Source organism: Burkholderia sp. ABCPW 11 (assembly GCF_001523445.1).
In the GTDB taxonomy this organism is placed as follows: domain Bacteria; phylum Pseudomonadota; class Gammaproteobacteria; order Burkholderiales; family Burkholderiaceae; genus Burkholderia.
Map to the genome: position 1 here is coordinate 79523 of NZ_LOVM01000013.1, position 25560 is coordinate 105082.

The following is a 25560-nucleotide window of genomic DNA, read 5'->3' on the forward strand; positions in this document are numbered from 1 at the left end:
GGAAAGACCTCGCGGCGTGCGCGGCACGCGTTACTGCCGCGTCTCCGACTGCGCGGCGCTCGGGCACGCCGGGTCCTTGCCCCAGTGGCCGTCGCATACGCGCCAGCGGCACAGTTGATCCTCGAAGAAACCGCGCTCCGAGCACTCCTTCACGCGCGACGCCAGCGAGCCGCCGGTCGCCGCCGCCGCCTTGGTCGGCACCGCCTGCGCCTTCTGCGCGGCAAGTTTCTTGTCGGCCGGCTTCGTGCGCGCGACGAGCGCCGCGAGCAGATCGGCATCCGGATCGTCCTTCCCTGCCGCCTTCGCGGTTCGGGTCGGCGTCGCGTCGCGGCGCTTCTTCGCCTGCGCGAGCTCGGCCTGCTGTTCCTTGCGATGCTTGCGGGCTTCGGCCTTCGCTTCGGCTTTCGTGTCGATCTTGCCGTGCGCGGCGACCTTCGTGCTCTTCGACGCGTCGGCCTTCGCGGTCCTGGCCGTCGCCGCCGCGGCGGCCGCCGTTGCGGCCGCGCCGGCCGTGGCCGCGCCCGATGCGTCGTCGGCGCCGTTCGCAAGCGCGCGCGACAGACGGCCGTTGTCCGCGGACGCAGTCGAAGCAGATGCAACGGCCTGGGACGCCGAATCGTCGTTGACGATCGTGGCCGGTTGCACGGCCGACGCGGCGGATGCGCCGTTCTGCGCGACCTGCGCGGCGGCGCCGCTGGCCGGTGCGGCCTTGTCCGGCGCAGCCGCCGCGGGTGCCGGCGCGGCCGCGACGACCGCGGGCCGCTCGCCCGACGACTGCTGCATGCGCCACGCGCCCCAGCCGCCGACGGCCACGACCAACGCCACCACGGCGGCGATCGGCGCCTTCAGCGAACGGCGCGGCGGCTCGGCGGGCGGCGTGACACGCCCTTCCAGATCCGCGAGAATGCGCGACTGCCGAGGTCCTCCCTCGCCTGCCGGTTTGGTATCGGACAGCAGGCTGGGCGGAGTTTTCGAATTTGAATTTTCCGGCGCACTCATTCAGCGTCTCATTGAATCCTGGTTTAATTCACCGCGATAATATAGCCCGGCTTCTCGAAGCAGCCTGATTCTAAGAGCAAGCATTGCAAAACACAATCAATTCCAATTTCCGGGGATTTCGTTGATTGCCGTCGCACTCGTCGCCTATTTCGCCCTTGCCGTCGCCGTCGCGGCACTGTTGCTTTTACCGGGTATCCGCGCGACCGTTTTCGAATCCGTCGCCCAGTTTCACGGCCGCCTTACGCGTCGTGCGAACGATCGCGCCGCACGCACGCGGAGTCAGATTGTTAAATCGGCAAGCGCGACGCGCGGCGCATTAAGCGATGTGCAAAATTTACTGGTTCGGCGGCGCTTGATGATTATGGTATCGGCAGGTATTCTTGCGACGCCGCCATTGGTCGCCATTGCGTTACGCGGCCGGCAATTATTCCAGTACGACGACACGGCGCGCGTGCCCGACGAGAAAATCGCCGCGCTGCTGCAGGGCGAACAACTCGTGCCGCCCCCGCCGCTGCCGCCGGAAGTCTTCGCCACCAAGGAGGTCGAACAGGTCCGCCCGGCGCTGAAGGATGCGAGCCGCGACTGGAACCTGCTGGACCCGGATTTCCGTACGCGTTTGCTGCTGGTCTACAAGATCATGCACGAACAGCACGGTTATGAAATGGCGTTGCTGGAAGGTTACCGGAGCCCGGAACGGCAGAACCGGCTGGCGCAGATGGGCAGCAACGTGACCAACGCGGCAGCCTTCCAGAGTTATCACCAATTCGGGCTGGCGGCCGATAATGCATTCCTGCGCGACGGCAAGCTGGTCATTTCCGAGAAAGATCCGTGGGCGATGCGCGGCTATCAGTTGTACGGCCAGGTCGCCGAACAAGTCGGCCTGACCTGGGGCGGCCGATGGAAAATGATGGATCTCGGGCACGTGGAATACCATAAACCCGGTTTTAAACTGGGACGCGGCAGCTAGCCAGGGCTGCCGGACAAGAAATAATGAGGGCGGCATGGGGCTTTTTAATCACCCGGCAGGAAACGATTTGAGCGGCGCAAACGATCGGGCATTCCGGTGCGCGATTTTTTCCGGCCGCCGCTTCCGTTTTAAATCTCACAGCGTCCTTTCGTTAATGCGCGCGCCTTCTCCGATGCCGCGAGCGCGTTGATGCCAGCCTCCTTCATCCCGTTTGACAGCATGGCGACACATCGCGGCGCCACCCTTGCCGCTCGGCGCGCCTGCGTCGCCTCACCGAATCGCACCGGAACCTGAACGTCCTATGCAACGCATCCTCAACGTGCTGACTCATCCGCGTACGCTCTCGATCGTCGGGATCGTCGCGCTAGCGGCCATCCTGTTCATCGTCGCCGACATGCTGCAGTTGCCGCTCCTGTGGGCGGCGCTCGCGTTCGCGGCGGTCCTCGCGCTGTGGCTCGTCGTCGCGCTGTGGCGCCGCTGGCGCGTGAAGCGCGCGAACCAGCAGCTCGGCCAGGTGCTGGAAGAGCAGGCGGAAACCGGCAAGATCGCCGCACCGGCCGCTGCCGCGCTCGCACCGGACGCGAAGACGGCCGACCTCGACGTGCTGCGCACGCGCCTGTCGGATGCGGTGAAGACGATCAAGACGTCGAAGATCGGCCAGGTGTCGGGCGGCTCCGCGCTGTACGAACTGCCGTGGTACATCGTGATCGGCAACCCGGCCGCGGGCAAGAGCAGCGCCGTGCTCAATTCCGGCCTGCAGTTCCCGTTCGCGGACAAGAACAACGCCGTGATCCACGGCATCGGCGGCACGCGCAACTGCGACTGGTTCTTCACGACCGAAGGGATCCTGCTCGACACGGCCGGCCGCTATTCGGTGCACGAGGAAGACCGCAGCGAATGGCTCGGCTTCCTCGGGCTGCTCAAGCGCTACCGTCCGAAGGCGCCGATCAACGGCATCATCGTCACGGCCAGCATCGCCGAACTCACCGGCAATCGCCCCGAATTCGCGATCAACCTCGCGAAAAACCTCCGCCAGCGCGTTCAGGAGCTGACGGAAAAGCTGGAAGTGTTCGCGCCGGTCTACGTGATGTTCACGAAGGCCGACCTGATCACCGGCTTCACCGAATTCTTCAGCAGCAGCGACAAGCACGAGTACGACCGCGTATGGGGCGCCACCCTGCCCTACGAGCCCGACGACAAGCGTGACGTCGTCGCGCAGTTCGACACGCACTTCGAGGAGCTCTACGAAGGGCTGAAGGAGATCAGCGTCGCGCAGCTGTCGCTGTCGCGCGGCAACCAGCTGTCGCCGGGCCAGTTGAGCTTCCCGCTCGAATTCTCGACGATCAAGCCGTCGCTGCGCGCGTTCCTCGCGACGCTGTTCGAGAACAACCCGTTCCAGTACAAGCCGATCTTCCGCGGCTTCTACTTCACCAGCGCGCTGCAGGAAGGCGAAACCAACAGTGCGGCCGCGCAGCGCATCGCGCACCGCTTCGGCCTCGACGGAAGCGCGCTGCCGAAACCGCACAGCGCGTTCTCGAAGAACGGCTTCTTCCTGCGCGACCTGTTCTCGAAGGTGATCTTCGCGGACCGTCAGACGGTGCGCCAGTTCGCGAGCCCGACCAAGACGCGGCTGCGCTACGCGACCTTCTTCGGCTTCGTCGCGGCGCTCGCGCTCGCGCTCGGCGGCTGGACCTGGTCGACGATCGGCAACCAGCAGCTCGTCGCGAACGTGCAGGCCGACCTCGACAACGTCACGCGCCTGCAGCAGGGCCGCAACGACCTGCAGTCGCGCCTGCAGGCGATGGACATCCTCGAGGATCGGATCGAGCAGCTCGAACAGTTCCGCCGCGACAAGCCGCTTTCGGTGTCGCTCGGCCTGTACCAGGGCGACCGTCTCGAACAGCACCTGCTGACCGAGTACTACAACGGCGTGCGCCAGATCCTGCTGGCGCCGGTGTCGCAGAACCTCGCGTCGTTCATGAAGGACGTGAACGCGCACCCCGAACAGCTCGTGCCGATGACGCGCCCGCCCGAATCGGGTGCCGTGCAGGGCGGCACGCTGCCGGTCTCGACGAACGCGGCAGGCGCCGCGCCGCAGGCGGGCGCCGTGCCGGCCGCGTCGGGCGCCACGCCGGCCGCCGCCCCGCAACAGGCGGCCGCGCCGCAGGGCGGCCTCTACAGCGACGCGTCGCCGACCAACGTGCAGGACGCGTACAACGCGCTGAAGACGTACCTGATGCTGTCCGACAAGCGTCACGTCGAGCAGGCGCACCTGACCGACCAGCTCGCCCGCTTCTGGCGCGGCTGGCTCGAGACGAATCGCGGCAACATGCCGCGCGACGAGATGATCAGGAGCGCCGAGCGCATGATCTCGTTCTACCTGTCGCGCGTAAACGACAACGACTGGCCGATGATCGACGCGAACCTCGCGCTCGTCGACCAGACCCGCGAGAACCTGCGCCGCGTGGTGCGCGGCATGCCGGCCCGCCAGCGCGTCTACGAGGAAATCAAGGCCCGCGCATCGACCCGCTTCGCGCCGATGACCATCGCGCGCATCGTCGGCGACGGCAACCAGTCGCTGGTTGCCGGCAGCTACGCGATTCCAGGCACGTTCACGCGCGAGGCGTGGTTCGACTACGTGCAGCCGGCGATCCGCGATGCGGCGACGAAGGAATTGCAGGCGAAGGACTGGGTGCTCAACACGTCGACGCAGGACGACCTGACGCTCGAGGGCAGCCCCGAGCAGATCCAGAAGACGCTCGTTGGCATGTACAAGACCGAGTACGCGCAGCACTGGCAGAAGTTCATGCAGGGCATCGCGGTACAGGGCTTCACCAGCTTCGGCCAGGCCGTCGACGGGATGAACCGCCTCGGCGACCCGCAGGATTCGCCGATCCGCAAGATCCTCGAGACCGCGTACGACCAGACGTCGTGGGACAACCCGTCGCTCGCGAACGTGACGATCAAGAAGGCGCAGACGGGCGTCGTGAACTGGGTCAAGCAACTGTTCTCGCGCTCGCAGGCCGGCCAGGTGGCGGCGGCCAACATCGACATCAATGGCAATCCGGCCGAGGTGCCGATGGGCCCGATCGGCCAGGAGTTCGTCGGGCTCGCGCGGATCGTCGCGACGCATGACGGCACGTCGATGCTGAAGGGCTACATGGAGTCGCTGTCGAAGGTCCGCACGCGCTTCAACGTGATCAAGAACCAGGGCGACCCGGGCCCGGGCGCGCGCCAGCTGATGCAGCAGACCCTCGACGGCAGCGGTTCGGAACTCGCCGATTCGCTGAAGCTCGTCGACGAGCAGATGCTGACGGGCCTGACCGATTCGCAACGCAAGTCGCTGCGCCCGCTGCTGGTGCGGCCGCTGATGCAGGCGTTCGCGGTCGTGATCCAGCCGGCCAGCGCCGAAGTCAACAAGGTGTGGAACGCGCAGGTCTACCAGCCGTTCCAGAGCTCGCTCGCGACGAAGTACCCGTTCGCGGCGAACGCGAAGGTCGAGGCCGGCGCCGGCGAGATCGCGCAGGTGTTCGGTCCGGACGGCTCGATCGCGAAGTTCGTCGGCACGACGCTCGGGCCGCTCGCGGTGCGCCGCGGCGACACGCTCGCCGCCCGCACGTGGGGCGACATGGGCATCGGGCTCACGCCGGAGTTCACGAACGGCTTCGCGCGCTGGGTCGCGCCGCTCGCCGGCGGCGCCGCCGGCAGCGCGGCCGCGTCGGCCGAGCCGCAGACCGTGTTCCAGATCCTGCCGCAACCGAGCACGGGCACGACGGAATACACGATCGCGATCGACGGCCAGCAACTGCGCTACCGCAACACGCCGCCGCAGTGGACCAACTTCGTGTGGCCGAACCCGCAGGGCTCGCCGGGCGCGACGCTGTCCGCGACGACCTTCGACGGCCGCACGGTGCAGCTCGTCAACGAGCCGGGCCGCTACGGCCTCGAGAAGCTGATCAATTCGGCGCAGCGCAAGCGCCGTCCGGACGGCACCTTCGACCTGACGTGGGCACAGGGCAGCGTGAACGTGTCGGTGACGATGCGCATCATCAGCACGTCGCAACCGTCGGCCGGCGGCGGCGACCAGCCGCAGCAACAGAGCCTGCGCGGCCTGCAGCTGCCGTCGTCGGTCGCCGACGCGAGCGCCGGCGCCGCGCAGAACGCGACGCAGACCGCCACCGGCACGTCCGCCACCGGCACGTCCGCCACCGGCACGTCCGCCACCGGCACGTCCGCTACCGGCACGTCCGGCACGCCGGGCGCAGCGCCGGCCGTCGCGGCCGCCAACGCAACGAATGCACAGAGGGCGCAATGACGCAAACGGTACAGGCGCAAATCGCCTACTTCGGCAAGATTCCGTCGCGCGGCGACTTCGTGAAGAGCGCGCACAATCCTCAGTTGCTGCAGACGCTCGATCGCTGGATCGCGCAGGCGCTGGAGCTGCTCGCGGAAGATCCGCGCTGGAAGATCGTCTACGAGGATGCGAAGCCGATGCATTTCGCGTTCCTCGGCTCGCGCAGCAAGCTCGCGATCGCGGGCCACATGGTCGCGAGCCACGACGTGTCGATGCGCCGCTTCCCGTTCCTCGGCGCCACCGCGCTGGAGGTCGACCGGCCGCTCGCATTCCTCGCGCGCAGCCCGCTCGCGTTCGCGCGGCTGTGGTCGCGCGTCGCCGCGCAGATCCCGCCGCTGCTCGGCAAGGACGAGCCGCCCGGCGCGCTGCAGGCGCTCGGCGACACCCAGGTGCCGATCGACATCGGCGGCCCGGGCACGTCGCACGACGGCACCTTCAACGATTTCGTCGAACACCAGTCGCTGTACGGCCTGCAGCAGATGCTGCTCGAAAGCGGTCATCCGGTGCGGCTGCGCGGCGCGATGCTCGCGCTCGGCTCGCTGCTGCGGCCGGTGATGCAGAGCGGCTCGTCGCACATCGAGCGCGGCCTCACGCTGCCGCTGCCGGTCGATCCGTTCTACCGCAGCCTCGTCGCCGCGTTCTGGCTCGAGCTGATCGCGCCGTTCGTCGCGCAGGCCGACTTCGAGCTCGCGATCTTCATCGGCACGATCGCCGAGCGCGAACGGCTCATCATCGGCTTCAACGGTGCGTCGGCGAAAACGCTGCTGAGCGTCGTCGACCCGCAGACCTACGCCGCCCACAACATCGACATCGACGATCCCGAGTGGATCGACGCCCATGCGCAAAACGATCAGCAGATCAGCAAGCTCGTCAGCTACCTCGACCAACCGCAACTCTCGCTGCGCGTCGCCATCGACGCGTTCCGCGAAGCGTTCATCGGAGGCTGACGGCATGCATCGCACGATTCAGGTCCGGCGCGCACGCCTGTCGGCCGCCGTCTCGCCCGCCCTCGCCGCGCTGTTCGCGGCCGGCCTCGTCGCGAGCGGCGCGGCCTTCGCGCAGAACACGGGCGCGACCGTCACGCCGGTCGGCAACGGCACGGTCGCGACGACCGCGCTGCCGCAGGCCAACCCGAACGCCGGCGGCGCGTCCGGCACGGTGGTGCACGGCACCGCCGGCACGATCGCGCCGCCGCCCGCGAACGCGACGCCCGGCCAGGTGGTCGTCGGCGGCAAGGTGCCCGACGAAGCGACCAAGGCGGCCGTGCTGCAGAAGCTGCGCGATACCTACGGCGCGACGAACGTCGTCGACCAGATCGAGGTGGGCGACGTCGCGACGCCGCCGAACTGGAGCGCGAACGTGCAGAAGCTGCTCGGCGCGCAGCTCAAGCAGATCAGCAAGGGCCAGTTGAAGATCAACGGTACGCAGATCGAGATGAAGGGCGAGGTGCACAACGAGGCGCAGCGCCAGCAGCTCGCGAGCGACATGGCGAACACGCTGAACCCGACGTATACGATCAAGAACGGGCTGCGCGTGTCCGCGTCCGAACAGGGCGTGCTCGACCAGACGCTCGCGAACCGGACGATCGAGTTCGAGACCGGCAGCGCGACGCTGACGCCGCAGGGCAAGCTGATCCTCGACCAGATGGCGGCCGCGCTCGCGAAGATGCCGAACCGCACGGTCGACATCATCGGCCACACCGACAACTCGGGGAACCGGACGTCGAACATCGCGCTGAGCCAGGCGCGCGCGGATGCGGTGAAGGGCTACCTGATCACGAAGAGCATTCCGCCGCAGCAGATGACGACGACGGGCGTCGGGCCGGATCAGCCGATCGCGCCGAACGATACGGCGGACGGAAGGGCGCGGAACCGGCGGATCGAATTCCGCGTCGGGCAGTAACGGGAAATCGGCCGGCCGCTCGCGCGATGGCGAAGCGGCACGGCGCGGCACACGACGGGCGGCGGCAGCAATGCGCCGCCCGTCTTGCGTTTACGACTGCTCGTCGGGCCGCACGCCCAGCAGCTCGCGAATGTGCGACAGGGAGCCGTCGTCCTTCACGACGCTCTCGAGCCACTTGTGCAGCGGCATGTCGGCCCATTCGGCCGCCTTGTCGGCGAGATACGCGACCGGGCTGTGCGGCTCGGTCTGGCGGAAATAGCGCGCCACCGCACGCAGCTGGTCGACGGCCTGCGCACGGTTCTGGATGCCGGCGATCATCTGCGCCACCGGAGGACGCGAAGCGGTCTGCTGCGGCACGTGAGTCTCCTCGGTCTGGATCGGCTGGCCGAACACCGGCTCGATGCGCTCGGGCTCGGCCTGCGGCGCTACCTGCGCGTGCGGTGCGCTGCCCGTATAGCCCTGTTCGCGCGCAAAGCGCTCGGCGAGCCGGTACACGGTCTCGAACGCGTCGCGCGCCTGCCGGAAGCTCGGCGCCGAATCGCCCGCGCGCTCGACCAGCCGCTCCTCGAACGCATCGAGCGCGAATTCGAACGCCTTCAGGTTCGCCAGCAGCGCCGTGTAGAACGCGATCGACGTCACGCGCCGCGACGCATCGATCTGCTCGATCGACGGCTTGCCGCGCGCGATGTCGTCCGCGTGGTCCGGGTCGCGCTTGATCGACTGCGCGACGTGCTGCGCGACTTCCCAGTCGAGCGTACTGAACGCATTCGATGCGCCGTCCGTCAGCGGTACCGCGCGCAGCAACTCGGCCGTGCGGCCGGACAGCCACGCGACGTTGCCGAGCCGGTGCTCGATGTCGTCGTCCTCGGGCAGCGGGTGGAAGGTGTCCCAGAACTCGCGGCACAGGCCTTCGAGCAGCGCATAGCCTTCGGTGAGACCCGTGATGCCGTCCTCGAGCGCGAGCGCCTCGGTCAGCCATACGGCGAGCCGCAGGTCCTTCGTGCGCGTGCGCAGCAGCTCGCCCGCATGATCGACGACGAAGCCCCAGTCGGCCTCCTTGATCTCGGTCACCCATTCGCCTTGGTCGAGCGTCGGGTCGTCATAGCGCCGCGCGTCCTGGATCGCGTCGAATTCGTTCGAAAACAGCAAGTCGTCGCCGCTGGGCGACGCCTCGCTGATCGGCGTCAGCAGCTCGGGGAGATTGATCGGCATGGTTCGGTCAGTTCATCAATGCTTGACTGGGCGCGGCCGCGCTCATTCGACGGTGTACGCGAATTCGCCGGCCTCGTCCGCGCGCACCGCGATGCGCGCGATGGCCGCGCCGTCGGCGATCCGGCCGAGCACGTGGCCCGCGATCTCCGGCAGCAGCGTGCCGTTCAGGATGTGGTCGACGTTGCGGGCACCCGAGTCGACCTCGGTGCAGCGCGCGAGCACCGCCTCGACGAGCGACTCGTCCCATTCGAACGCGGCCTTGTGGTTCGTCTCGATCCGGCGGCGGATGCGCTCGAGCTTCAGCTCGATGATCTCGGCCAGCACGTCGTCGGAAATCGGATAGTACGGCACGACCTTCATCCGGCCGAGGAACGCCGGCTTGAAGGTCTTGTACAGTTGCGGACGCAACGTCTCGGCGAGCGCGTCCGGATCGGGCAATTCGTCGGCCGGCTTGTTCAGGCAGGCCTGCATCACCGCGGCCGAGCCGACGTTCGACGTCAGGATGATCAGCGTGTTGCGGAAGTCGATCTCGCGGCCTTCGGCATCGTCCATCGTGCCCTTGTCGAACACCTGGAAGAACATTTCGAGCACATCCGGGTGCGCCTTCTCGACCTCGTCGAGCAGCACGACGGAATACGGGTTGCGGCGCACGGCCTCGGTCAGCACGCCGCCTTCGCCGTAACCGACGTAGCCCGGCGGCGAACCCTTCAGGCCGGACACGCTGTGCGCTTCCTGGTACTCGCTCATGTTGATCGTGACCATCTTGCGCTCGCCGCCATACAGGATGTCGGCCAGTGCCAGTGCCGTCTCGGTCTTGCCGACACCCGACGGCCCGACGAACATGAACACGCCGCGCGGCTTGTTCGGATCCTCGAGGTTCGCGGTCGCGGTGCGCACGCGCTGCGCGATCACCTCCAGCGCATGATCCTGGCCGATCACGCGCGCGGCGAGCAGCGGCTGCAGGTTCAGCACGGTGTCGATCTCGTCCTTCACCATTCGGCCGAGCGGAATGCCCGTCCACGCGGCGACGATCTCGGCGACCACGTGGCCGTCGACCTGCAGCGGCACCATCGGCTCGCCGCCCTGCAGCGCATGCAACGCCGCGACGCGTTCGGCGAGCTTGTCGCGGGTGGCCTGCACGTCGACCGGCTGGCCGTCTTCCGACGGGCCGCGCGCGCGGTCGAGCGCGTCGCGCAGTTCGGTGATCTCGGCGACGATCGCGCGCTCGGCTTCGTAGCGTTCTTCGTCCTTCGCCAGTTGTTCGAGCGCCGTGTCGCGCGCGCCGCGCAGCTCGCCGAGCCGCTCGTCGTGCACCGCCCCGCCCGCCGCCTCGCGCTCCAGCGACGCGATTTCCGCATCGATACGCTCGATGCGCTTCCTGGTATCGTCGATCGCCGCCGGCGTCGCGCTGTGCGCGAGCGCGACCTTCGCGCACGCGGTGTCGAGCACGCTGATCGCCTTGTCCGGCAACTGGCGGCCGCTGATGTAGCGGTGCGACAGGCGCACGGCCTCGGTGATCGCGTCGTCGAGAATCCGCACGTCGAAATGCTTCTCCATCAGGCCCGACATCCCGCGCAGCATCGCCGCGGCCAGCGGCTCGCTCGGCTCCTCGACCTTCACGACCTGGAAGCGCCGCGCGAGCGCCGCATCCTTCTCGAAGTACTTCTTGTATTCGCTCCACGTCGTCGCGGCGATCGTGCGCAGCTCGCCGCGCGCGAGCGCCGGCTTCAGCAGGTTCGCCGCGTCGTTCTGGCCGGCCTGGCCGCCCGCGCCGATGATCGTGTGCGCCTCGTCGATGAACAGGATGATCGGGTGCGCACTCTTCTTCACTTCGTCGATCACGCTCTTCAGGCGGTTCTCGAACTCGCCCTTCACGCTCGCGCCGGCCTGCAGCAGCCCCATGTCGAGCACGTGCAGCGCGACGCCGCGCAACGGCGGCGGCACGTCGTCGGCCGCGATCCGCAGCGCGAGCCCCTCGACGACCGCCGTTTTGCCGACGCCGGCCTCGCCGGTCATGATCGGGTTGTTCTGGCGGCGGCGCATCAGGATGTCGATCGCCTGGCGGATCTCCGCTTCGCGGCCGATCACCGGGTCGATCTTGCCGTCGCGCGCGCGCTGCGTGAGGTTGGTCGTGTACGTGTCGAGCGCGGGCGTCTTCGACGGGCCGGCCGCGGGCGCCATGCCGTCGGCGGCCGGCGCGACGTCGCTGCCGTCTTCATCCGCCTGACGCGGCTCGGCTTCGCTCGAACCGGCCATGATTTCGTCGAACTTGTGCTTCAGGTCCGTCACGTTCATTTCCGCGAACCGCGACGACATCCGTTGCGCGAACTGCGCGAGATCGGGCGCGGTCAGCAGCGCGAGCAGCAGGTGCCCCGAGCGAATGCGACCGAGCTGCGAGTCGAGCGACGCGATCAGCCACGCCTGCTCGAACAGCGCGATCAGATGCACGGAGAACACCGGCGTGCGCGTGTTGCCCGTCTTCAGGCGCGTCAGCTCGCGTTCGAGATCGGCATGCAGCGCATGCGGGTCGACGCGGCTCGCGCGCAATGCGAGCGGCAGGTCGCCCGTCGCTTCGTCGAGCAACGCGAGGAACAGATGCTCCAGATCGACCTCGTAATGGCCGCGCGCCAGGCACGCGCTCGCCGCGCGCTCGGTCGCGTGGCGGCACAGCGGGTTCAGTTTCGTGATCAGGGTCTTCAGAGGCGTGCTCATGGCGTCGATCTCAGGTTCGATTGCTTGTTGTTGTCAGGGTCAGTGAATCACGTGCAGCTCGTAGCGGGCGTCGGAGCGGTCTTCGGCGGCGTCGCGCGTGCAGAGGAACGCATCCCAGCCGAGCCGCGAGCCCACACCGAGCATGCTCGCGCCGACTTCCGTGCGCTTCAGCACGAGCCTCACCTCGTACTCGAGCGTGACGCCGGCGAGCAGCGTCAGCATCCGCTCGAGCGCGACGGCGTGCGCGCCGCCGGGCAGGAACGCCTCGTAATCGCGCTTGGACAGCGGGCCGACGACGATCCGTGCACGCATGTCGCGCTGCCACACGCGCTCGCCGACGAGCGCCGTCGCGCCGAGCACCGCGTTGACTTCGCCGAGCACGCTCAGTTGATCGGGCGGCACGTCGTACCACTTGCCGACGAACTGGTCGATCTTCACCGGCACGCGGAAGTAATCGGACAGCGTGCGCTGCAGGTAAGCCGCCGACATCGGCCGGTGCCGCGCGGCCAGCGCGTAGCCGGCCACGGCCTCGTCGAGCACGCCGCCCGGGCCGGCGGCGAGACTGTCGCGCACCTCGTCGCTCGGCACGCCGGCGATCGCGAGCAGCAGCGGCAGGTAGCGCTCGTCGCGGTCGAGTTCGTAATGGAACGGCAGCCGGTATTTCTTCCACGCCGCATAGAACAGCGCGGTCGCGCGGTTCGAGAACACGTCGAAGAACGCGCGCGCCGCGTGGTCGCGCCTCAGATGCTCGCGCGCGACGATCTGCTCGGTGTAGTGCAGCGGCAGCGCGCCCTGCCCGCCGAGCAGCCCGAAGAACGCGGGCGTCAGCTCGACGCGGCCGAGCTCGCCGGCGGCCAGTGCGGTGTCGCGCTGCTCATCCGAGTTCAGCGGCGTGCCGTCGTCGTCGTACGAACGCGCGCCCTCGATCTCGCTCGGCGGGAAGCCGAGCGACAGCGTGTTGCGGAATGCGATGCGCTGCGCGACCACGTCGCCCTGCCGCCACGCGCCGGGCGCATCCGACGCCTGCCGCGCGAACAGCCCTTCGAGCACGCGCACCGCCTGGAAGAATTCGAAGCGATGCGGCTCGTCGAGCAGCGCGTCGACTACGCCAGGATCGATTCGCCGGTTCGGGGCTTGCATCGAATGATCTCCTCGCCGGTGCGCTTCGACACGACGACCAATTGAACGAAACTGTTGAGGTGGACGTACAGCCCGAAGAAGCTGTCGAGCACGCGCACGAACGACGCGAGGCTCGCGCCGACGAAGTGTTCCTCGTCGATCGTCAGCCGGATCTCGATGCCGCGCACGAACGTCGCGAACGGCTTGCCGGGCAGCCACTGCACGGCGCCGCGCTGCTCGATGCCGGCGAGGCCGTCGATCTGGCGCATCGACACGGCGGTGCGTCGCAGGTCGTACAGCGTCAGCATTTCCTTCAGCGGCGCGAGGCCGTGCGCGACGAGCGACACGTGGTTGAGCGCGAGGTGCGACACGAGCCGCCAGTGCGCGGCGCGGCCGCGCTCGAAGCGCACGCTTTGCGTCGGGCGGCGCAGCAGCGAGATGCCGCTCGTCTGCGCGCCGCCTTCCTGAAACAGGTCGCCGCCTTCGAGGCCGAACGCCAGCATCGCCGGCAGGTCGCGGTTCGTGCAGGTGAGGTCGAGGCTCAGCGTGTCGGTCTGCGGCGACGTCGGCTCGAAGTCGATGTCGACGATCGAAATCTCGGTTTCGTAGCCGGGGCTTTTCTGCGCGACCCAGTCGTTGCGGCGCGCGAACCAGTAATGACCGATCCGCGCCGATTCGCCGTGATGCAGCGAATAGAACGGCCGGAACTCGATCACCGATTCCTCGTGCGCCTGCTGCCGGACGAGCTTCACCGAATCGATCGAATACACCTCGTACGCGAACGCACGCCGCGCCTCGGCGATCACCGGATACGACACCGCGCGGTGCGTGATGCGGATCGGCTCGCCGTGCTGGCGGAACAGGTTGACGATCGGCGTGCAGAACAGCCGGAAATGGCTCGCCGTCAGCAGCTCGAGCAGGCGCGCGACGTGCGAATCGCTGCGCACGTCCTGCAGTACCAGATGCAGCGTCGCGCGCTGGCAGCGGCCCGACGCGCGTGCGATCGCCGCGAGGTCGAAGTCGACGAAATCGAACTTGTCGGGGAACGCGAAGTATTCGGTGAGCAGCCGGTATGCGGGATGCGATTTCGCCGGATAGTCGATCAGCGCGTCGTCCTCGGCGAAGCCGGCCTGCGCGATCGGCAGCTTGCGCAGCGCGGTCCAGCGGCCGTTGCGTTCGGGCTCGACGTACGCGCCGAGCACGTTGACGAACAGGCAGTCGGTCAGCGCGGCGACGAACGACTGCTCGCCGTGCAGATGCGCACGCAGCGTCGACACCTTCAGCGCGCCGAGATCGAGCTGCGCGGCGAGCGATTCGAACGTGATCGAGATCACGCCCGTCGCGTTCGACGGCAGCACCGTCGCGCTCGGCGCGAGCGCGACCGGCGTATAGCGCGCCTCCGAGATGCGGATCGGCGCGAGCGTCACGTCGTAGGCGGTGCGGAACCGGCATTGCACGCCGCGGATCGGGCGGCTCTTCAGCTCGGTGCCGCGATCGACCACGACCGGTTCGGTCTGCTGGCCGGGCGAAGCCGGCGTGAACTGCGCGATCGAGCAGGACGGGAACGGCCGCAGGTAGTGCGGATACAGCACTTCCAGCAGCGCTTCGGTGAATTCGGGGTAGTCGTCGTCGAGCTTCTTGTTGATGCGCGCGCCGAGCAGCGCGAACGATTCGATCATCCGCTCGACGTGCGGATCCTCGCAATGCTCGCCGGACAGCGCGAGGCGCGCGGCGATCTTCGGATAGCGTTCGGCGAAATCTCGCGAATAGCGCCGCAAAAACGATAATTCGCGTTCGTAATACGGCAGCAACTCTTCCATCGACGACCCCGAACCTCAATGTTTCATGCCGGACCTGATCGACCACCGGGCGGTCCGGCCCGCTCGGCGGCTTGATTTACTGCATTCGTGCCGCGCGTGCGCGCGTGACCGAATATTGCAGCGTCGACGGTTGCAACATCGCGTCGAAACTCACCGGCTCCTCGGCCGGGTGCACGACGAGCAACGCCTGGATCGCGAAGTAGAGCGCGTTGGTGGCCTGCTCGTTCAGCTCGAACGTCACCTGCACCTGCTGCAGGCGCGGCTCGTGGCGCGCGATGGCCTGCTGGATCGACTTGCAGATGAATGCGCGATCGTAGTGGCTCGCGAGGCTCAGCCCCGCGAAATCGTTCAGTCCGTAGGTCAGCACCGATTTCTGGCATTCCGGCAGTGCGGCCAGCTCGTCCTCGGTGTGCGCGATACGGGTGTTGAGGATCGCCTCGACGTCGCGGGCGACCGTATTCTTGAGCTCGTCCAGCGACAATTGCCGCATCGCCGCCGCTGCGGGCAGATGCGGTTCGTCGTCGAACAGCTTGTCGAGAAAACTGGGTTCGAATCGTTTCATGACGAAAACGGCAACGGGACGCGACGCGCCCCGTTGCCGCAACCGACCTTAGACCGCGTAGGTCTTGTCGTTCTTCGTCAGGCTCCAGGCGCCTTGCGTGTTGCCGCCCTGGTTGCCGCCGATCTTCTGCTGGGTTTGCTTCCACTGCACGGCTGCGTATTTCAGCGAGAACGTCTCGATCGGCAGACCTTCCTCGCGAACGCTCGGTGCGATGCTCGAGATGATCACGTACTTGAGCTTGACTTCCAGATACTGCACGCGCTTGCCTTCACCGTCCGCGCGCGAGAAATGGACCGTCACTTCGTCGAACGTGGTACCGCCCGAAGCGTGCTGATACAGCAGCGGGCTCGACGAATCGATTTCCTTCGTGAAGATCATGTCGCCGTGCTCGCAACGCGTCATCGTGTGACCGCCAGCGGTCGATGCGGTTGCCGAACGCGGCTGAACGATCGAGTGATCCCACGATTTCAGTTCGATCCAGCCCTGGTGGTCCTTGTCCGCGGACTCGCCCTTCACCGCGGGACTACCAAACTGCAAGTGCATATGTAACATGGCCCTTCGACTCCCCAAAGAGGTGGTTTTAACGTCCTACCCAGGCGGCCCGCCCGGGCGATTTACTCGCTTATGAATTTGCCGGTTTGGGCAGATCAGCGACAAGTCGCAGAGAAATCGAGAGTTCGTCGAGCTGAAAGTGCGGGCGCAGGAACGCGACCGAACGATACGAGCCCGGCTTGCCCGGAATCTCCGACACTTGTATGGATGCCTCGCGCAGCGGAAATTGCGCTTTCTGTTCCTGCGAGGCGTTGTCGTCGAGCAGGACGTATTGCGAAATCCACCGGTTGAGGAAAGTCTCCACGTTCTGCGCCGATGCGAAGCTGCCGATCTTGTCCCGCATCATCGCCTTCAGGTAGTGCGCGACGCGCGATACCGAGAAGATGTACTGAAGCTGGGCGGACAGGACGGCATTCGCATTCGCGCTGTCGGTGCTGTATTTTTTCGGCTTCTGCACCGACTGCGCAGCGAAGAACGCGGCGTAATCCGAGTTCTTGCAATGGACGAGCGGGATGAAGCCGAGGTCGCTCAGCTCCTTCTCGCGGCGATCGGTGATCGCGATTTCGGTCGGGCACTTCAACGCGACTTCACCGTCGTCGGTCTTGAACGTGTGGGTCGGCAGATCCTCGACGAGGCCGCCGCCTTCGACGCCGCGGATCGCCGCGCACCAGCCGAAGTCGTCGAACGCGGCCGTCAGGCGTGCCGCGAAGGCCCATGCCGCGTTGCACCACAGGTACTTGTCGTGATCGGTGCCGTCGACTTCCTCGACGAAGTTGAAGTTCTCCGCGGTCTGGCCGTCCTTCGGATTGAACGGCAGGCGGCCGAGGAAGCGCGGCAGCGTCAGGCCGACGTAGCGCGAATCCTCGGCGTCGCGGAACGACTTCCACTTCGCGTATTCGACGGTATCGAACACCTTGCCGAGGTCGCGCGGCTTGCCGAGGTCGGAGAACGACTCGAGACCCAGCAGTTCCGGCGACGCCGACGCGATGAACGGCGCATGCGCGGCCGCCGCGACGTGCGACATCTGCTCGATGAAGTACATGTCTTCCGGCTGGCGCGAGATCTCGTAATCGCCGATCAGCGCACCGAACGGCGAGCCGCCGAACGTGCCGAATTCTTCTTCGTAAACCTTCTTGAACAGCGCGCTCTGGTCGAACTCGCTCGCGCCCTTGAAGTCGCGCACGAGATCGCGCTTCGGTGCGTGCAGCGCCTTGATCTTGATCGTCTGGCCCGTGTTGCTTTCCTTGACCAGATAGTCCATCCCGCGCCACGTGCTTTCGAGGCGCTGGAATTCCGGCGCGTGCATCACGGCGGAAAGCTGCGTGGAAATCAGGCGGTCGAGTTCCGCGACGCGCGCGTCGATCGTGGCCGACAGGTTGTCCGACACGATCACCGTGCCGTCGAGCACCTGGTGCACGAGTTCGCCGATCAGGTCCTTCGCACGCGCATGCTCGGAATCGGATTTCGCGACCTTGCTCTTCTCGACGATGTCGTCGAGCAACGAAGTCCCGGCGGCGTATTCCGCGCCGCTCGCTTGGGCCGCAGCCGTTTGCTGGTTCATCTCAACACTCCGTCGTCATTCGCCGTCTTTGTCGCCGCCGGTGCCCTTCGCGAGCGCCTGCAGCTGCTGCGTGTTCTTCAGCACCTCGGACAGCAGATCCTCGAGCTTGTCGTTGCCGGCGAGCTTGTTGCGCAGGTCGGCCAGCTTCGAGCGCGCCTCGAGCAGGCGGCGCAGCGGCTCGACCTGTTCGACGACTTGGTCCGGGCTGAAATCCGACAGCGAGCGGAACTTCAGGTCGACCGCGAACTTGCCGCCTTCCGGGCTCAGGCGGTTTTCCACCTGGAACGCAGCACGCGGCTCGATCGCCTTCATCACGTCGTCGAAATTGTCGCGGTCGATATTGACGAACTTGCGATCGCGCAGCTTCGGCTGCTCGATTTCAGACTGGCCCGCCAGATCGCCGACGACCCCGACGACGAACGGCAGCTCCTTCACCTCGATCGCATCGCCCTTCTCGACCTCGTAGGTCAGCTGGACGCGCGGCGGCCGTATTTTCTGCAAGCTTTTCTGAATGCTTTCTTTCTTGGCCATCTCGACGGCTCCCAGGTTAGTTGTGGTTATCGCGTCAGTTGCGGTTTCAGTTGCGCAGTGCGCCGAACGGATCCGCGCTGCCCTTTTGCGCCGTGGGCGGCGTCGGCGTGGTGGACGCCGCCGCCTCGGCGGCCGGTGCGGCGCCGCCCCTCGGACGATGGACGACCCGGCGCGGCGGGCGCGGTTTCGCGACCTTCGTTTCCGGCGGGAACAGCGCCGATTCGCCGAGCGTGTCGCGCAGTTGCTTCGCGAGCGCCTGCGCGTCGGACTTCGCGTCGCCCGCGAGCGATGCGTCCTGGCGCAGCTCGCCGAGCGACTGCGTCGCGATCCGCAGGCCGGCGACGGCCAGCACGCTCTTCGCCTGACGATCGGTCGCGTCGCGCTGCAGCGCTTCCTGGGCGGCGACGATCGCCTGCCCGTAATGGTTTTGTGCGAACTGGATTTGCGCGATGCGCGACCACGGTTCCTCGCGCGTCGGATCCGACTTCGCGAGCTGCTGGTACAGGCCGAGCGCCTTGTCCTGGTCCCCCGCCTTCGCGACGGCGTCTGCATCGGCCAGCGACTTGTTGAACACTTCCGCAGTCGGCGGCGCGGGAGGCTGGCTCGCACAGCCGGCGATCACGCCGCAAGCCACCACTACCCCAGACAGTTTTGCGAACAGACGGTCTTTCATCGTTATATCCACCGGCGCGTGAGTTTTAAATCGTTGAGAATCTGGTTCTTTTGCTTTGCAAGAAGCGCGCGGGTATAGTACCGATCAATTTTTCATAATTCAATCGTCGTGTGAAGAGTAATTCCTTTTAAAACCGGGCGCTACCCCCTCGAATGGCCTCTCGCCGCGGGCTCGCGGCGGTTTTTCTTTCGGCCGGAATGCGCAAGTTTTACTGGCCGCACGACCCGCCGCCCGGATGGCGGAAAAAATTTCCGAACGCTTGCCTGGCGCGGGCGTGCTTAATAGTTGAACGGTGCAATGTCGGGGATACGCAGCGAACGCGGCAATATCCCGGCAGTTTTGACAGGGATAAAGGCGGCACGCCGGAAAAACGATGAGATCGTCCATGATTCGCTACGCGCTGCCGCTGGTTGCGTGCGCCCTTCTGGCCGGATGCGCGGCCGCCCCGCTGCTCGGCTCGGCCGCCAGCGCCGTGATGTCCGCGGCCGGCATCGGCAAGCCCGAGGTGCCTGACGCGCAGAAACCGCCGCGCAATATCGGCCTCACGCTGGCCGCCGCGCCGAACCTGAATGCCGCGACCGACCACAAGCCGCTCGCGCTCGTCGTCCGGCTCTATGCGCTGAAGGACCCGACCTCGTTCCAGCAAGCGCCGTTCGACGCATTTACCGATCCGACCAAGGAAAAAGCCGCACTCGGCGCCGATCTGCTGAATGTGCGCGAAATCACGCTGATTCCGGGCCAGCGCTATACGGCAACCGAGAAGGTGTCGCGTGAAGCGCAGGCATTCGGCATCGTCGCGCTGTTCCGCGATCCCGCAATACAACGATGGAAACTGACGTTCGATCCGGTGAAGTCGGAGAAATCCGGCATAATCGTCGGCCTGCATAATTGCGCGATGACGGTCACCGACGGTACGGTCATCGCTCCGCAGCAGGGTGCGCCGTCGCAACCGCTGAATATGCTTTCTTCGGTCTCCTGCGGTTAAACATGACGCACGAATGTCAATTAACAAGAGTTAACACTTGGCGATTTAATTCGGGCACGAACAAATCGATTACATCGCAACGCCACATTAACCGGATTTGACATGAGTTATTCGGCCAAGGTGCTGTGGGGGGAAGGGCTGTTCCTCCGGCCTCAACATTTTCAGCGGCAGGACGCGTACCACGAGGCGCGCCTGTTCGAGTCCATCCAGGCGATCCAGCCGTACAACTGGGGCGTGCGCTCGGTGCGCATCGACCGCGACGCGCTCGGCAGCAACGTGCTGCGGGTGGCCGAGCTCGCGCTCGTGTTCCCGGACGGCGCGCTGTATGCCGCGCCGCAGGCCGATGACCTGCCGCCGCCGATCGCGCTGGACACGTTGCCCGACGGCATCAACGAATTCGTGTTCTATCTCGCGCTGCATCCGCTGCGCGAGAACGGCACCAACTACAGCGACGATCCGGCCGCCGGCTTCATGACGCGGTTCGTCAGCGAGCAGACGAGCGTCGCCGACAACTTCACCGACGCCGCCGAAGCCGACATCACGTTCCTGAAGACCCAGGTCAAGCTGATCGCGCACAGCGAGCCGCGCGACCAGTTGCTGTCCGTGCCGCTCGTGCGCGTGCGCCGCACCGCGACGTCCGGTTTCGAGATCGACGACAACTTCGTGCCGCCATGCCTCGCGATCGAAGCGTCGCCGATCCTGCACCAGCGGCTGCGCCAACTGGTCGACGCGCTGCAGGCGAAGGTGAACGCGCTGTACGGCTTTCACCGCGAGCCGTCGAAGAACATCATCGAATTCCGCTCCGGCGACATCGCGTCGTTCTGGCTGCTGCACACTGCGAACGCCGCGTTCGCGACGCTCGCGCACCTGCACCAGCACGCGGCGCTGCATCCGGAGCGGCTGTTCCACGAACTGCTGCGCCTCGCAGGTCAATTGATGACGTTCTCGAAGGGCTATACGCTCGCCGACCTGCCCGTGTACCGCCACGACGATCCCGGGCCGAGCTTCGCGCGTCTCGACCTGATGCTGCGCGAATTGCTCGACACCGTGATCTCGACGCGCTATTTCGCGATCACGCTCGACGAGGTGCGCCCGTCGTTCCACCTCGGCCGCCTCGATTCCGGCAAGATCGACGACAAAACCGAGTTCTACCTCGCAGTGTCGGCGGACATGCCGAGCGTCGAGCTCGTCGATGCGGTGCCGGCCCGCTTCAAGGTCGGCGCGCCCGACGACGTCGACAAGCTCGTGCTGTCGGCGATGCCCGGCGTGCGGCTGTCGTACACGCCGCAAGTGCCGCCCGCGATTCCGGTGCGCCCCGGCGCGTGCTACTTCGCGCTCGATTCGCGCAGCCCGCTGTACGAGCGCATGCTGCAGGCCCAGTCCGCGATGATCTACGCGCCGACTGGCATCAATGACCTGAAATTCGAACTGATCGCGGTCACATCATGAGCTACGCGCCTTCCCTGTTCGGCGACAACGTGCCGCCGCCCCAGCATAGCCCGGCGTCGACGGACTCCGCGTTCCAGGCCCGCTCGCTGCTCGATTTGCTGTACGACGGGTTCTTCATGCTGTTCCTGCTCAAGAACGGGCGGGAACCGGACAGCGCCAGCGAGTTCAGCACGCGGATCCAGGAATTCCTGTCGGATTTCGAGCGCGGCGCGAAGAAGCTGAACATCGCCGCCGAGGACGTGTACGGCGCGAAGTTCGCGTTCTGCGCGGCCATCGACGAGATGGTGCTGTCGTCGCAGTTCAAGATCCGGACCGACTGGGAACGCCGGCCGCTGCAGCTCGTGCTGTTCGGCGAGCAACTCGCGGGCGAGAAGTTCTTTCAGTATCTCGAGGAAGGTCGTGCGCAGGGTGCGGCCCGACTGCAGTCGCTCGAGGTGTTCCATATGTGCCTGCTGCTCGGGTTCCAGGGCAAGTATCTGCTCGAGGGGCCGGAAAAGCTCGCGTATCTGACCGCGCGGCTCGGCGACGAGATCGCACACATGAAGGGCAAGCGTGCGCCGTTCGCGCCGCATTGGCCGCTGCCCGATCAGATCGCGCATCGGCTGAAGCGCGAGGTGCCGGTGTGGGCGATCGGCGCGGTTTTTGCGCTCGTCGCGCTGCTCGCGTTCATCGGGCTCAACACGTATCTGAAGGACAAGACGCTGCAGACGCTCGCCCCCTATTCGCAAGTGATCAAGGTCGGGCCGGAGTCGGCTAATTTGACGATTTCGCTGCCGTAACAGGCGTGCGTTTTTCGAACGCCACTTCATGGAAAAAGGACCGCCTGGCGGTCCTTTTTCGCTTCTATCCGCTTTATCGGGACAACTGAAGAAGATCGACGGCGTACCGATGCGTCACGCCATCCAGACGTCTTCGTAGCCGGCATCGTCGATGATGAAGCGTGCGCCGGCCGGCAACCGCAGATAAGGCAGGACCCATGGCAGGCACGCCGACAGGTGCGCGGCATGCACGGGCTGATAGAAGTCGGCGGCGTCGCTGTATTCGCCGCAATGGAAGAACCAGCCGACGTTGTCGCCTTCGGACAGCGCGATGCGCGTGCCGTAGACGGGCATGCGCCCGAGCGTCGACAACGCGACGGCAACCATGTCTTCCGGTTCGACGGCATGCAGCCCGTAACGTGCGCAAACGGCATCCTGTTGCGCGCGCAGCACTGCCGGATCGTCGGCCATGTTCGTTTTCTTCCTGTCTTTCGGCGAGTCAGCCGGGTTGCCAGCACAACCGCGGGTCGTCTGCGCCGCCGGTCGATACGAAATATGTAGCAGCCTGCGTCGCCGTTGCCCGATCGACGCACTGCCGCGCCGGACAGTTGCCTCGCTGGCCGCCTGCCACGAGTTCGATCGTGTCGCCTGCCGGCGCTTCGGGCGCCGTTCGCATTCGCCGGCTCGTCGTCACAACAGGATGAATGCGTCGTTCTCGACGTAGAAGACGAACGCATCGAGCAATTGCGCGACGCTCGGTTCGTCGACCTGATCGTGTGCGTTGATCACGATGTCCTCGATCGTCGCGCTGTCCAGCGTGACTTTCCAGTCCGGTTGGGCCGCGATGGCAGGCGCAACGTCGGCTTGCACGTCATCGGCGTCTTCGAAAAATGCCCCCTCGGTGTCGAGCGTCCACGGCATCGGCGGCAGGTAAAGCCGCCCTGAGAAATCGCCGGGACGTTCGAGAATATGGTGCAGCGACACTGCGGTCGGTGAATCGAGCGACATGGGTATTGCGGTGGTATCCGGATTGATTGCGTTGCATCGGCCGCGAGCGAGCCGCAGCAGGCCGTGATTATGCCAATTCCTTGCGCGTCCGCCTCCGCGCGCACGTCAGTCGATACACACCGTGACCGGTGTTCCCGCAAAAGCCGCCGCCCCCCCCCCTGCTTCACGTGTTCCAGTCCGTCTGTCGCGCGCACCACGATCGTGACCCGCGCCCGTCCTTGCGCCCATCGCGCATCCGGCGTCAGTTGGGATATTCGGCATTTCTCCACGCAACGAGACGGACTCGGCATCGCCATAGCCGGCCACCCGCTCAATCCCTGTCGATCTGCTCCTGGCCGGTGGTTTCGACGCCCGCCGACGGACTGTGTCCGTAAGATTATTCCGCCCGCGCGAGCACGTCACCGGTTTTCCGTGAAATCGATTGCAATCAGGGCCACTTCGACTTCCGGTAAGGCTCGGTTGCGAGTAGTGTCTACGTGCCCGTATTCCGGCCCAGCCGGGCCCGACCGGCGCCCTGCACTCATTTACACAACACTGCACACTGGAGATCTGCGATGAAACGTTCGAAGTTCCTGTTGTCGGGCCTGCTGCTCGCGTCCGCCCTCGGCTTCACGGCCGTCGCCGCGCACGCGGACGATCTGCTCGATTCCGTGAAGAAAGCCGGCGTGCTGCGCGTCGGCCTCGAGGGCACGTATCCGCCGTTCAATTCGCGCGGCACGTCCGGCCAGCTCGAGGGCTTCGACGTCGACGTCGCGAACGCGGTCGCCGGCAAGCTCGGCGTGAAGACGCAGTTCATCCCGACCGAATGGAGCGGCATCATCGCCGGCCTGCAGGCCGGCAAGTTCGACGTGATCGTCAACCAGGTCACGATCACGCCGCAGCGCAAGGAAGCGCTCGACTTCAGCGAACCGTACACGTACTCGGCCGCGCAGCTGATCCAGCGCAAGGACGACACGCGCAACTTCAAGTCGCTCGACGATTTCAAGGGCAAGAAACTCGGCGTGACGCTCGGCACCAACTACGACCAGATGGCGCGCACCGTGCCGGGCATCGAGGTGCAGACGTATCCGGGCGCGCCGGAGAAGTTGCGCGATCTCGCCGCGGGCCGCATCGAGGCGACGCTCGACGACCGCCTGATGCTGCCGTACATGATCAAGACGTCGAACCTGCCGCTGCGCGCGGGGGCGGTGCTGAACGGCGGCAAGCAGGAAATGGCGATCCCGTTCCGCAAGGGCAACCCGAAGTTCGAGAAGGCGATCAACGACGCACTCGAGTCGCTGCGCAAGGACGGTACGCTGAAGAAGATCTCGACGCACTGGTTCGGCAGCGACGTGACGGTGCCGGTCGCGCAGTAAACGATCCAGCGATCCAGCGCTTCAACGCGTCACGCCGGTCATGTCGATGAAGGCGTGACGCGTCTCCTCAAGCCGCTTCGTCGAAGCGCGCGAGCAGCATCTGGCCGATCGGCGTCAGCGCCGGACGCACGGCCACCGCATTCACGCGCACCTGCGTCGGGTCCACCAACCGCTTCTCGACCAGCACGGCGAAAGCGGGATTCGATTGATCGACGCTGTCCGGCGCACGTGCAATGCGCAGCAGCATCGAGAATTCATGCGGGCTCAGCATGGTTCACGTCTCCTGATCGTCCGCGATCCGGTCCGAACCGGCGTCGATCGTATTTTCGAAGGAAAGGGTGCGATGCATGATCGCTGCGGCGCCGGGAGCGAGATCCCGGTGGTCTGCCTGCGACGCGGGCACATCGTCGCGAGCAGGTTGCGCGCGCCCCGGAGCCGGCGATGCCGCCGCGGCACGGGGGCTTCCCACCTTATGGACATATCATGACGCGGACGTGACAGTGAAATGGGGAAGTAGCGGATTGAAAGCAGGGCCGCGCCTGGCCGGCTACAGCGGGCTGGGTATGACGACGCGCTACGTCCGCGGCGCTCATCCCGTAAGACGATCACGCTGATCGCCGTGCTGCCCTGCCGGCGCCGCGCCAGAGCCCGCGCGCGGTGTTGTAGTGCGTCGAGCGAACGCAGCAGCGCGCGCTTCAGCAGGCCGGCGGCCGGTTTCTCAACGATCACATGCACCAACAGCGCTGTGCCTATCGCCGCAGCGACAACACCCCAAAACAGCACGCGCTGGTCAACGACCGGGCCGGCTTGATTGAACACCATGTAACCAACGTTCTGGTGGATCAGGTACAACGGGTAGCCCCCGGAACGGTCCATTGAGAAGATCTCCGCTCCGGCTAGCGATAGCATTCAGCCAGCGCGCTTCAATCTCATACGCTTCGCATGCTTCACAACGAGCTTGCTCGCCTCGGTACAGTAGCGCCATTGCATTGCGAGTAAATCGGTGGCCTTTCTCGCATTCGAATTCATACCGCTCGTTGT

The 25560-nt window shown here is 66.1% G+C and carries 23 protein-coding genes; 8 read left to right on the forward strand and 15 right to left on the reverse strand.

Annotated features, from left to right (window positions below):
• Nucleotides 1-30: 30 nt before the first annotated feature.
• Nucleotides 31-999 carry a hypothetical protein gene (locus tag WS61_RS06105; protein WP_059499702.1) on the reverse strand — a complete coding sequence of 323 codons (969 nt, stop codon included), beginning with the start codon at nucleotides 997-999 and terminating at the stop codon, nucleotides 31-33.
• Between the two features lie 121 nt (nucleotides 1000-1120).
• On the opposite strand from WS61_RS06105, the gene WS61_RS06110 reads away from it, so the two are divergent.
• The 4 genes from WS61_RS06110 to WS61_RS06125 all read left to right on the forward strand — a co-directional run bounded on the left by WS61_RS06110 (nucleotide 1121) and on the right by WS61_RS06125 (nucleotide 8222).
• A complete protein-coding gene (locus tag WS61_RS06110; protein ID WP_027783396.1) occupies nucleotides 1121-1966 on the forward strand; it encodes a M15 family metallopeptidase in 846 nt (281 codons plus the stop codon).
• Nucleotides 1967-2267: 301 nt separating this feature from the next.
• Nucleotides 2268-6281 (forward strand): type VI secretion system membrane subunit TssM, encoded by a 4014-nt coding sequence (gene tssM / locus WS61_RS06115; RefSeq protein ID WP_059499703.1) that lies wholly within the window; start codon nucleotides 2268-2270, stop codon nucleotides 6279-6281.
• A complete protein-coding gene (gene tagF, locus WS61_RS06120; RefSeq protein WP_034209805.1) occupies nucleotides 6278-7267 on the forward strand; it encodes a type VI secretion system-associated protein TagF in 990 nt (329 codons plus the stop codon). The genes tssM and tagF overlap by 4 nt, the downstream gene beginning before the upstream one ends.
• Nucleotides 7268-7271: 4 nt before the next feature.
• On the forward strand, nucleotides 7272-8222 hold the full coding sequence (locus tag WS61_RS06125; protein WP_059499704.1) for an OmpA family protein: 951 nt from the start codon (nucleotides 7272-7274) through the stop codon (nucleotides 8220-8222).
• Between the two features lie 90 nt (nucleotides 8223-8312).
• Here WS61_RS06125 and tssA read toward each other — a convergent pair whose 3' ends face one another.
• The 9 genes from tssA to WS61_RS06170 all read right to left on the reverse strand — a co-directional run bounded on the left by tssA (nucleotide 8313) and on the right by WS61_RS06170 (nucleotide 18964).
• The gene (gene tssA, locus WS61_RS06130) at nucleotides 8313-9434 is read right to left on the reverse strand and encodes a type VI secretion system protein TssA (protein WP_059499705.1); all 1122 of its coding nucleotides are present in this window, start codon (nucleotides 9432-9434) and stop codon (nucleotides 8313-8315) included.
• A 42-nt stretch (nucleotides 9435-9476) separates the two neighbouring features.
• Nucleotides 9477-12146 carry a type VI secretion system ATPase TssH gene (gene tssH / locus WS61_RS06135; protein WP_059499706.1) on the reverse strand — a complete coding sequence of 890 codons (2670 nt, stop codon included), beginning with the start codon at nucleotides 12144-12146 and terminating at the stop codon, nucleotides 9477-9479.
• A 39-nt stretch (nucleotides 12147-12185) separates the two neighbouring features.
• Complete coding sequence (gene tssG, locus WS61_RS06140) at nucleotides 12186-13286, reverse strand: type VI secretion system baseplate subunit TssG (RefSeq protein WP_059499707.1); 1101 nt, start codon at nucleotides 13284-13286, stop codon at nucleotides 12186-12188.
• A complete protein-coding gene (gene tssF / locus WS61_RS06145) occupies nucleotides 13250-15085 on the reverse strand; it encodes a type VI secretion system baseplate subunit TssF (RefSeq protein WP_059499708.1) in 1836 nt (611 codons plus the stop codon). Before tssF ends, tssG begins: the two co-directional genes overlap by 37 nt.
• Before the next feature lie 76 nt (nucleotides 15086-15161).
• On the reverse strand, nucleotides 15162-15647 hold the full coding sequence (tssE, locus tag WS61_RS06150) for a type VI secretion system baseplate subunit TssE (RefSeq protein ID WP_059499709.1): 486 nt from the start codon (nucleotides 15645-15647) through the stop codon (nucleotides 15162-15164).
• Between the two features lie 48 nt (nucleotides 15648-15695).
• Nucleotides 15696-16199 carry a type VI secretion system tube protein Hcp gene (locus tag WS61_RS06155; RefSeq protein WP_059449787.1) on the reverse strand — a complete coding sequence of 168 codons (504 nt, stop codon included), beginning with the start codon at nucleotides 16197-16199 and terminating at the stop codon, nucleotides 15696-15698.
• Nucleotides 16200-16269: 70 nt separating this feature from the next.
• Nucleotides 16270-17760 carry a type VI secretion system contractile sheath large subunit gene (gene tssC, locus WS61_RS06160; RefSeq protein ID WP_059499710.1) on the reverse strand — a complete coding sequence of 497 codons (1491 nt, stop codon included), beginning with the start codon at nucleotides 17758-17760 and terminating at the stop codon, nucleotides 16270-16272.
• A gap of 15 nt (nucleotides 17761-17775) precedes the next feature.
• The gene (gene tssB, locus WS61_RS06165) at nucleotides 17776-18291 is read right to left on the reverse strand and encodes a type VI secretion system contractile sheath small subunit (RefSeq protein ID WP_059499711.1); all 516 of its coding nucleotides are present in this window, start codon (nucleotides 18289-18291) and stop codon (nucleotides 17776-17778) included.
• A 46-nt stretch (nucleotides 18292-18337) separates the two neighbouring features.
• The gene (locus WS61_RS06170) at nucleotides 18338-18964 is read right to left on the reverse strand and encodes a M48 family metallopeptidase (protein WP_059499712.1); all 627 of its coding nucleotides are present in this window, start codon (nucleotides 18962-18964) and stop codon (nucleotides 18338-18340) included.
• A gap of 373 nt (nucleotides 18965-19337) precedes the next feature.
• Between WS61_RS06170 and tssJ the strand changes: the two genes are divergently transcribed.
• The 3 genes from tssJ (at nucleotide 19338) to icmH (ending at nucleotide 22177) form a co-directional block, all read left to right on the forward strand.
• Nucleotides 19338-19949, forward strand: coding sequence for a type VI secretion system lipoprotein TssJ (tssJ, locus tag WS61_RS06175; protein ID WP_034209794.1), 612 nt, complete (start codon nucleotides 19338-19340; stop codon nucleotides 19947-19949).
• 102 nt (nucleotides 19950-20051) lie between these two features.
• Complete coding sequence (gene tssK, locus WS61_RS06180) at nucleotides 20052-21398, forward strand: type VI secretion system baseplate subunit TssK (RefSeq protein ID WP_059499713.1); 1347 nt, start codon at nucleotides 20052-20054, stop codon at nucleotides 21396-21398.
• On the forward strand, nucleotides 21395-22177 hold the full coding sequence (gene icmH, locus WS61_RS06185; RefSeq protein WP_034209792.1) for a type IVB secretion system protein IcmH/DotU: 783 nt from the start codon (nucleotides 21395-21397) through the stop codon (nucleotides 22175-22177). The genes tssK and icmH overlap by 4 nt, the downstream gene beginning before the upstream one ends.
• Nucleotides 22178-22291: 114 nt before the next feature.
• Here icmH and WS61_RS06190 read toward each other — a convergent pair whose 3' ends face one another.
• Genes WS61_RS06190 through WS61_RS06195 form a run of 3 tightly spaced genes read right to left on the reverse strand, consistent with a single transcriptional unit; the run spans nucleotide 22292 to nucleotide 23164 of the window.
• Nucleotides 22292-22627: a hypothetical protein gene (locus tag WS61_RS06190; RefSeq protein WP_059499714.1), complete on the reverse strand. Its 336-nt coding sequence runs from the start codon at nucleotides 22625-22627 to the stop codon at nucleotides 22292-22294.
• A gap of 28 nt (nucleotides 22628-22655) precedes the next feature.
• Entirely contained in the window at nucleotides 22656-22832 is a 177-nt protein-coding gene (locus tag WS61_RS36015) for an Imm1 family immunity protein (RefSeq protein WP_095211616.1), read from the reverse strand.
• Between the two features lie 14 nt (nucleotides 22833-22846).
• Complete coding sequence (locus tag WS61_RS06195; protein ID WP_059499715.1) at nucleotides 22847-23164, reverse strand: hypothetical protein; 318 nt, start codon at nucleotides 23162-23164, stop codon at nucleotides 22847-22849.
• A gap of 554 nt (nucleotides 23165-23718) precedes the next feature.
• On the opposite strand from WS61_RS06195, the gene WS61_RS06200 reads away from it, so the two are divergent.
• A complete protein-coding gene (locus WS61_RS06200; RefSeq protein ID WP_011546588.1) occupies nucleotides 23719-24519 on the forward strand; it encodes a transporter substrate-binding domain-containing protein in 801 nt (266 codons plus the stop codon).
• Nucleotides 24520-24586: 67 nt separating this feature from the next.
• On the opposite strand, the gene WS61_RS06205 is transcribed toward WS61_RS06200, so the two are convergent.
• Nucleotides 24587-24790 carry a hypothetical protein gene (locus WS61_RS06205; protein WP_027783368.1) on the reverse strand — a complete coding sequence of 68 codons (204 nt, stop codon included), beginning with the start codon at nucleotides 24788-24790 and terminating at the stop codon, nucleotides 24587-24589.
• The gene (locus WS61_RS34725) at nucleotides 24784-25395 is read right to left on the reverse strand and encodes a hypothetical protein (RefSeq protein WP_157692685.1); all 612 of its coding nucleotides are present in this window, start codon (nucleotides 25393-25395) and stop codon (nucleotides 24784-24786) included. The genes WS61_RS06205 and WS61_RS34725 overlap by 7 nt, the downstream gene beginning before the upstream one ends.
• Nucleotides 25396-25560 lie beyond the last annotated feature (165 nt).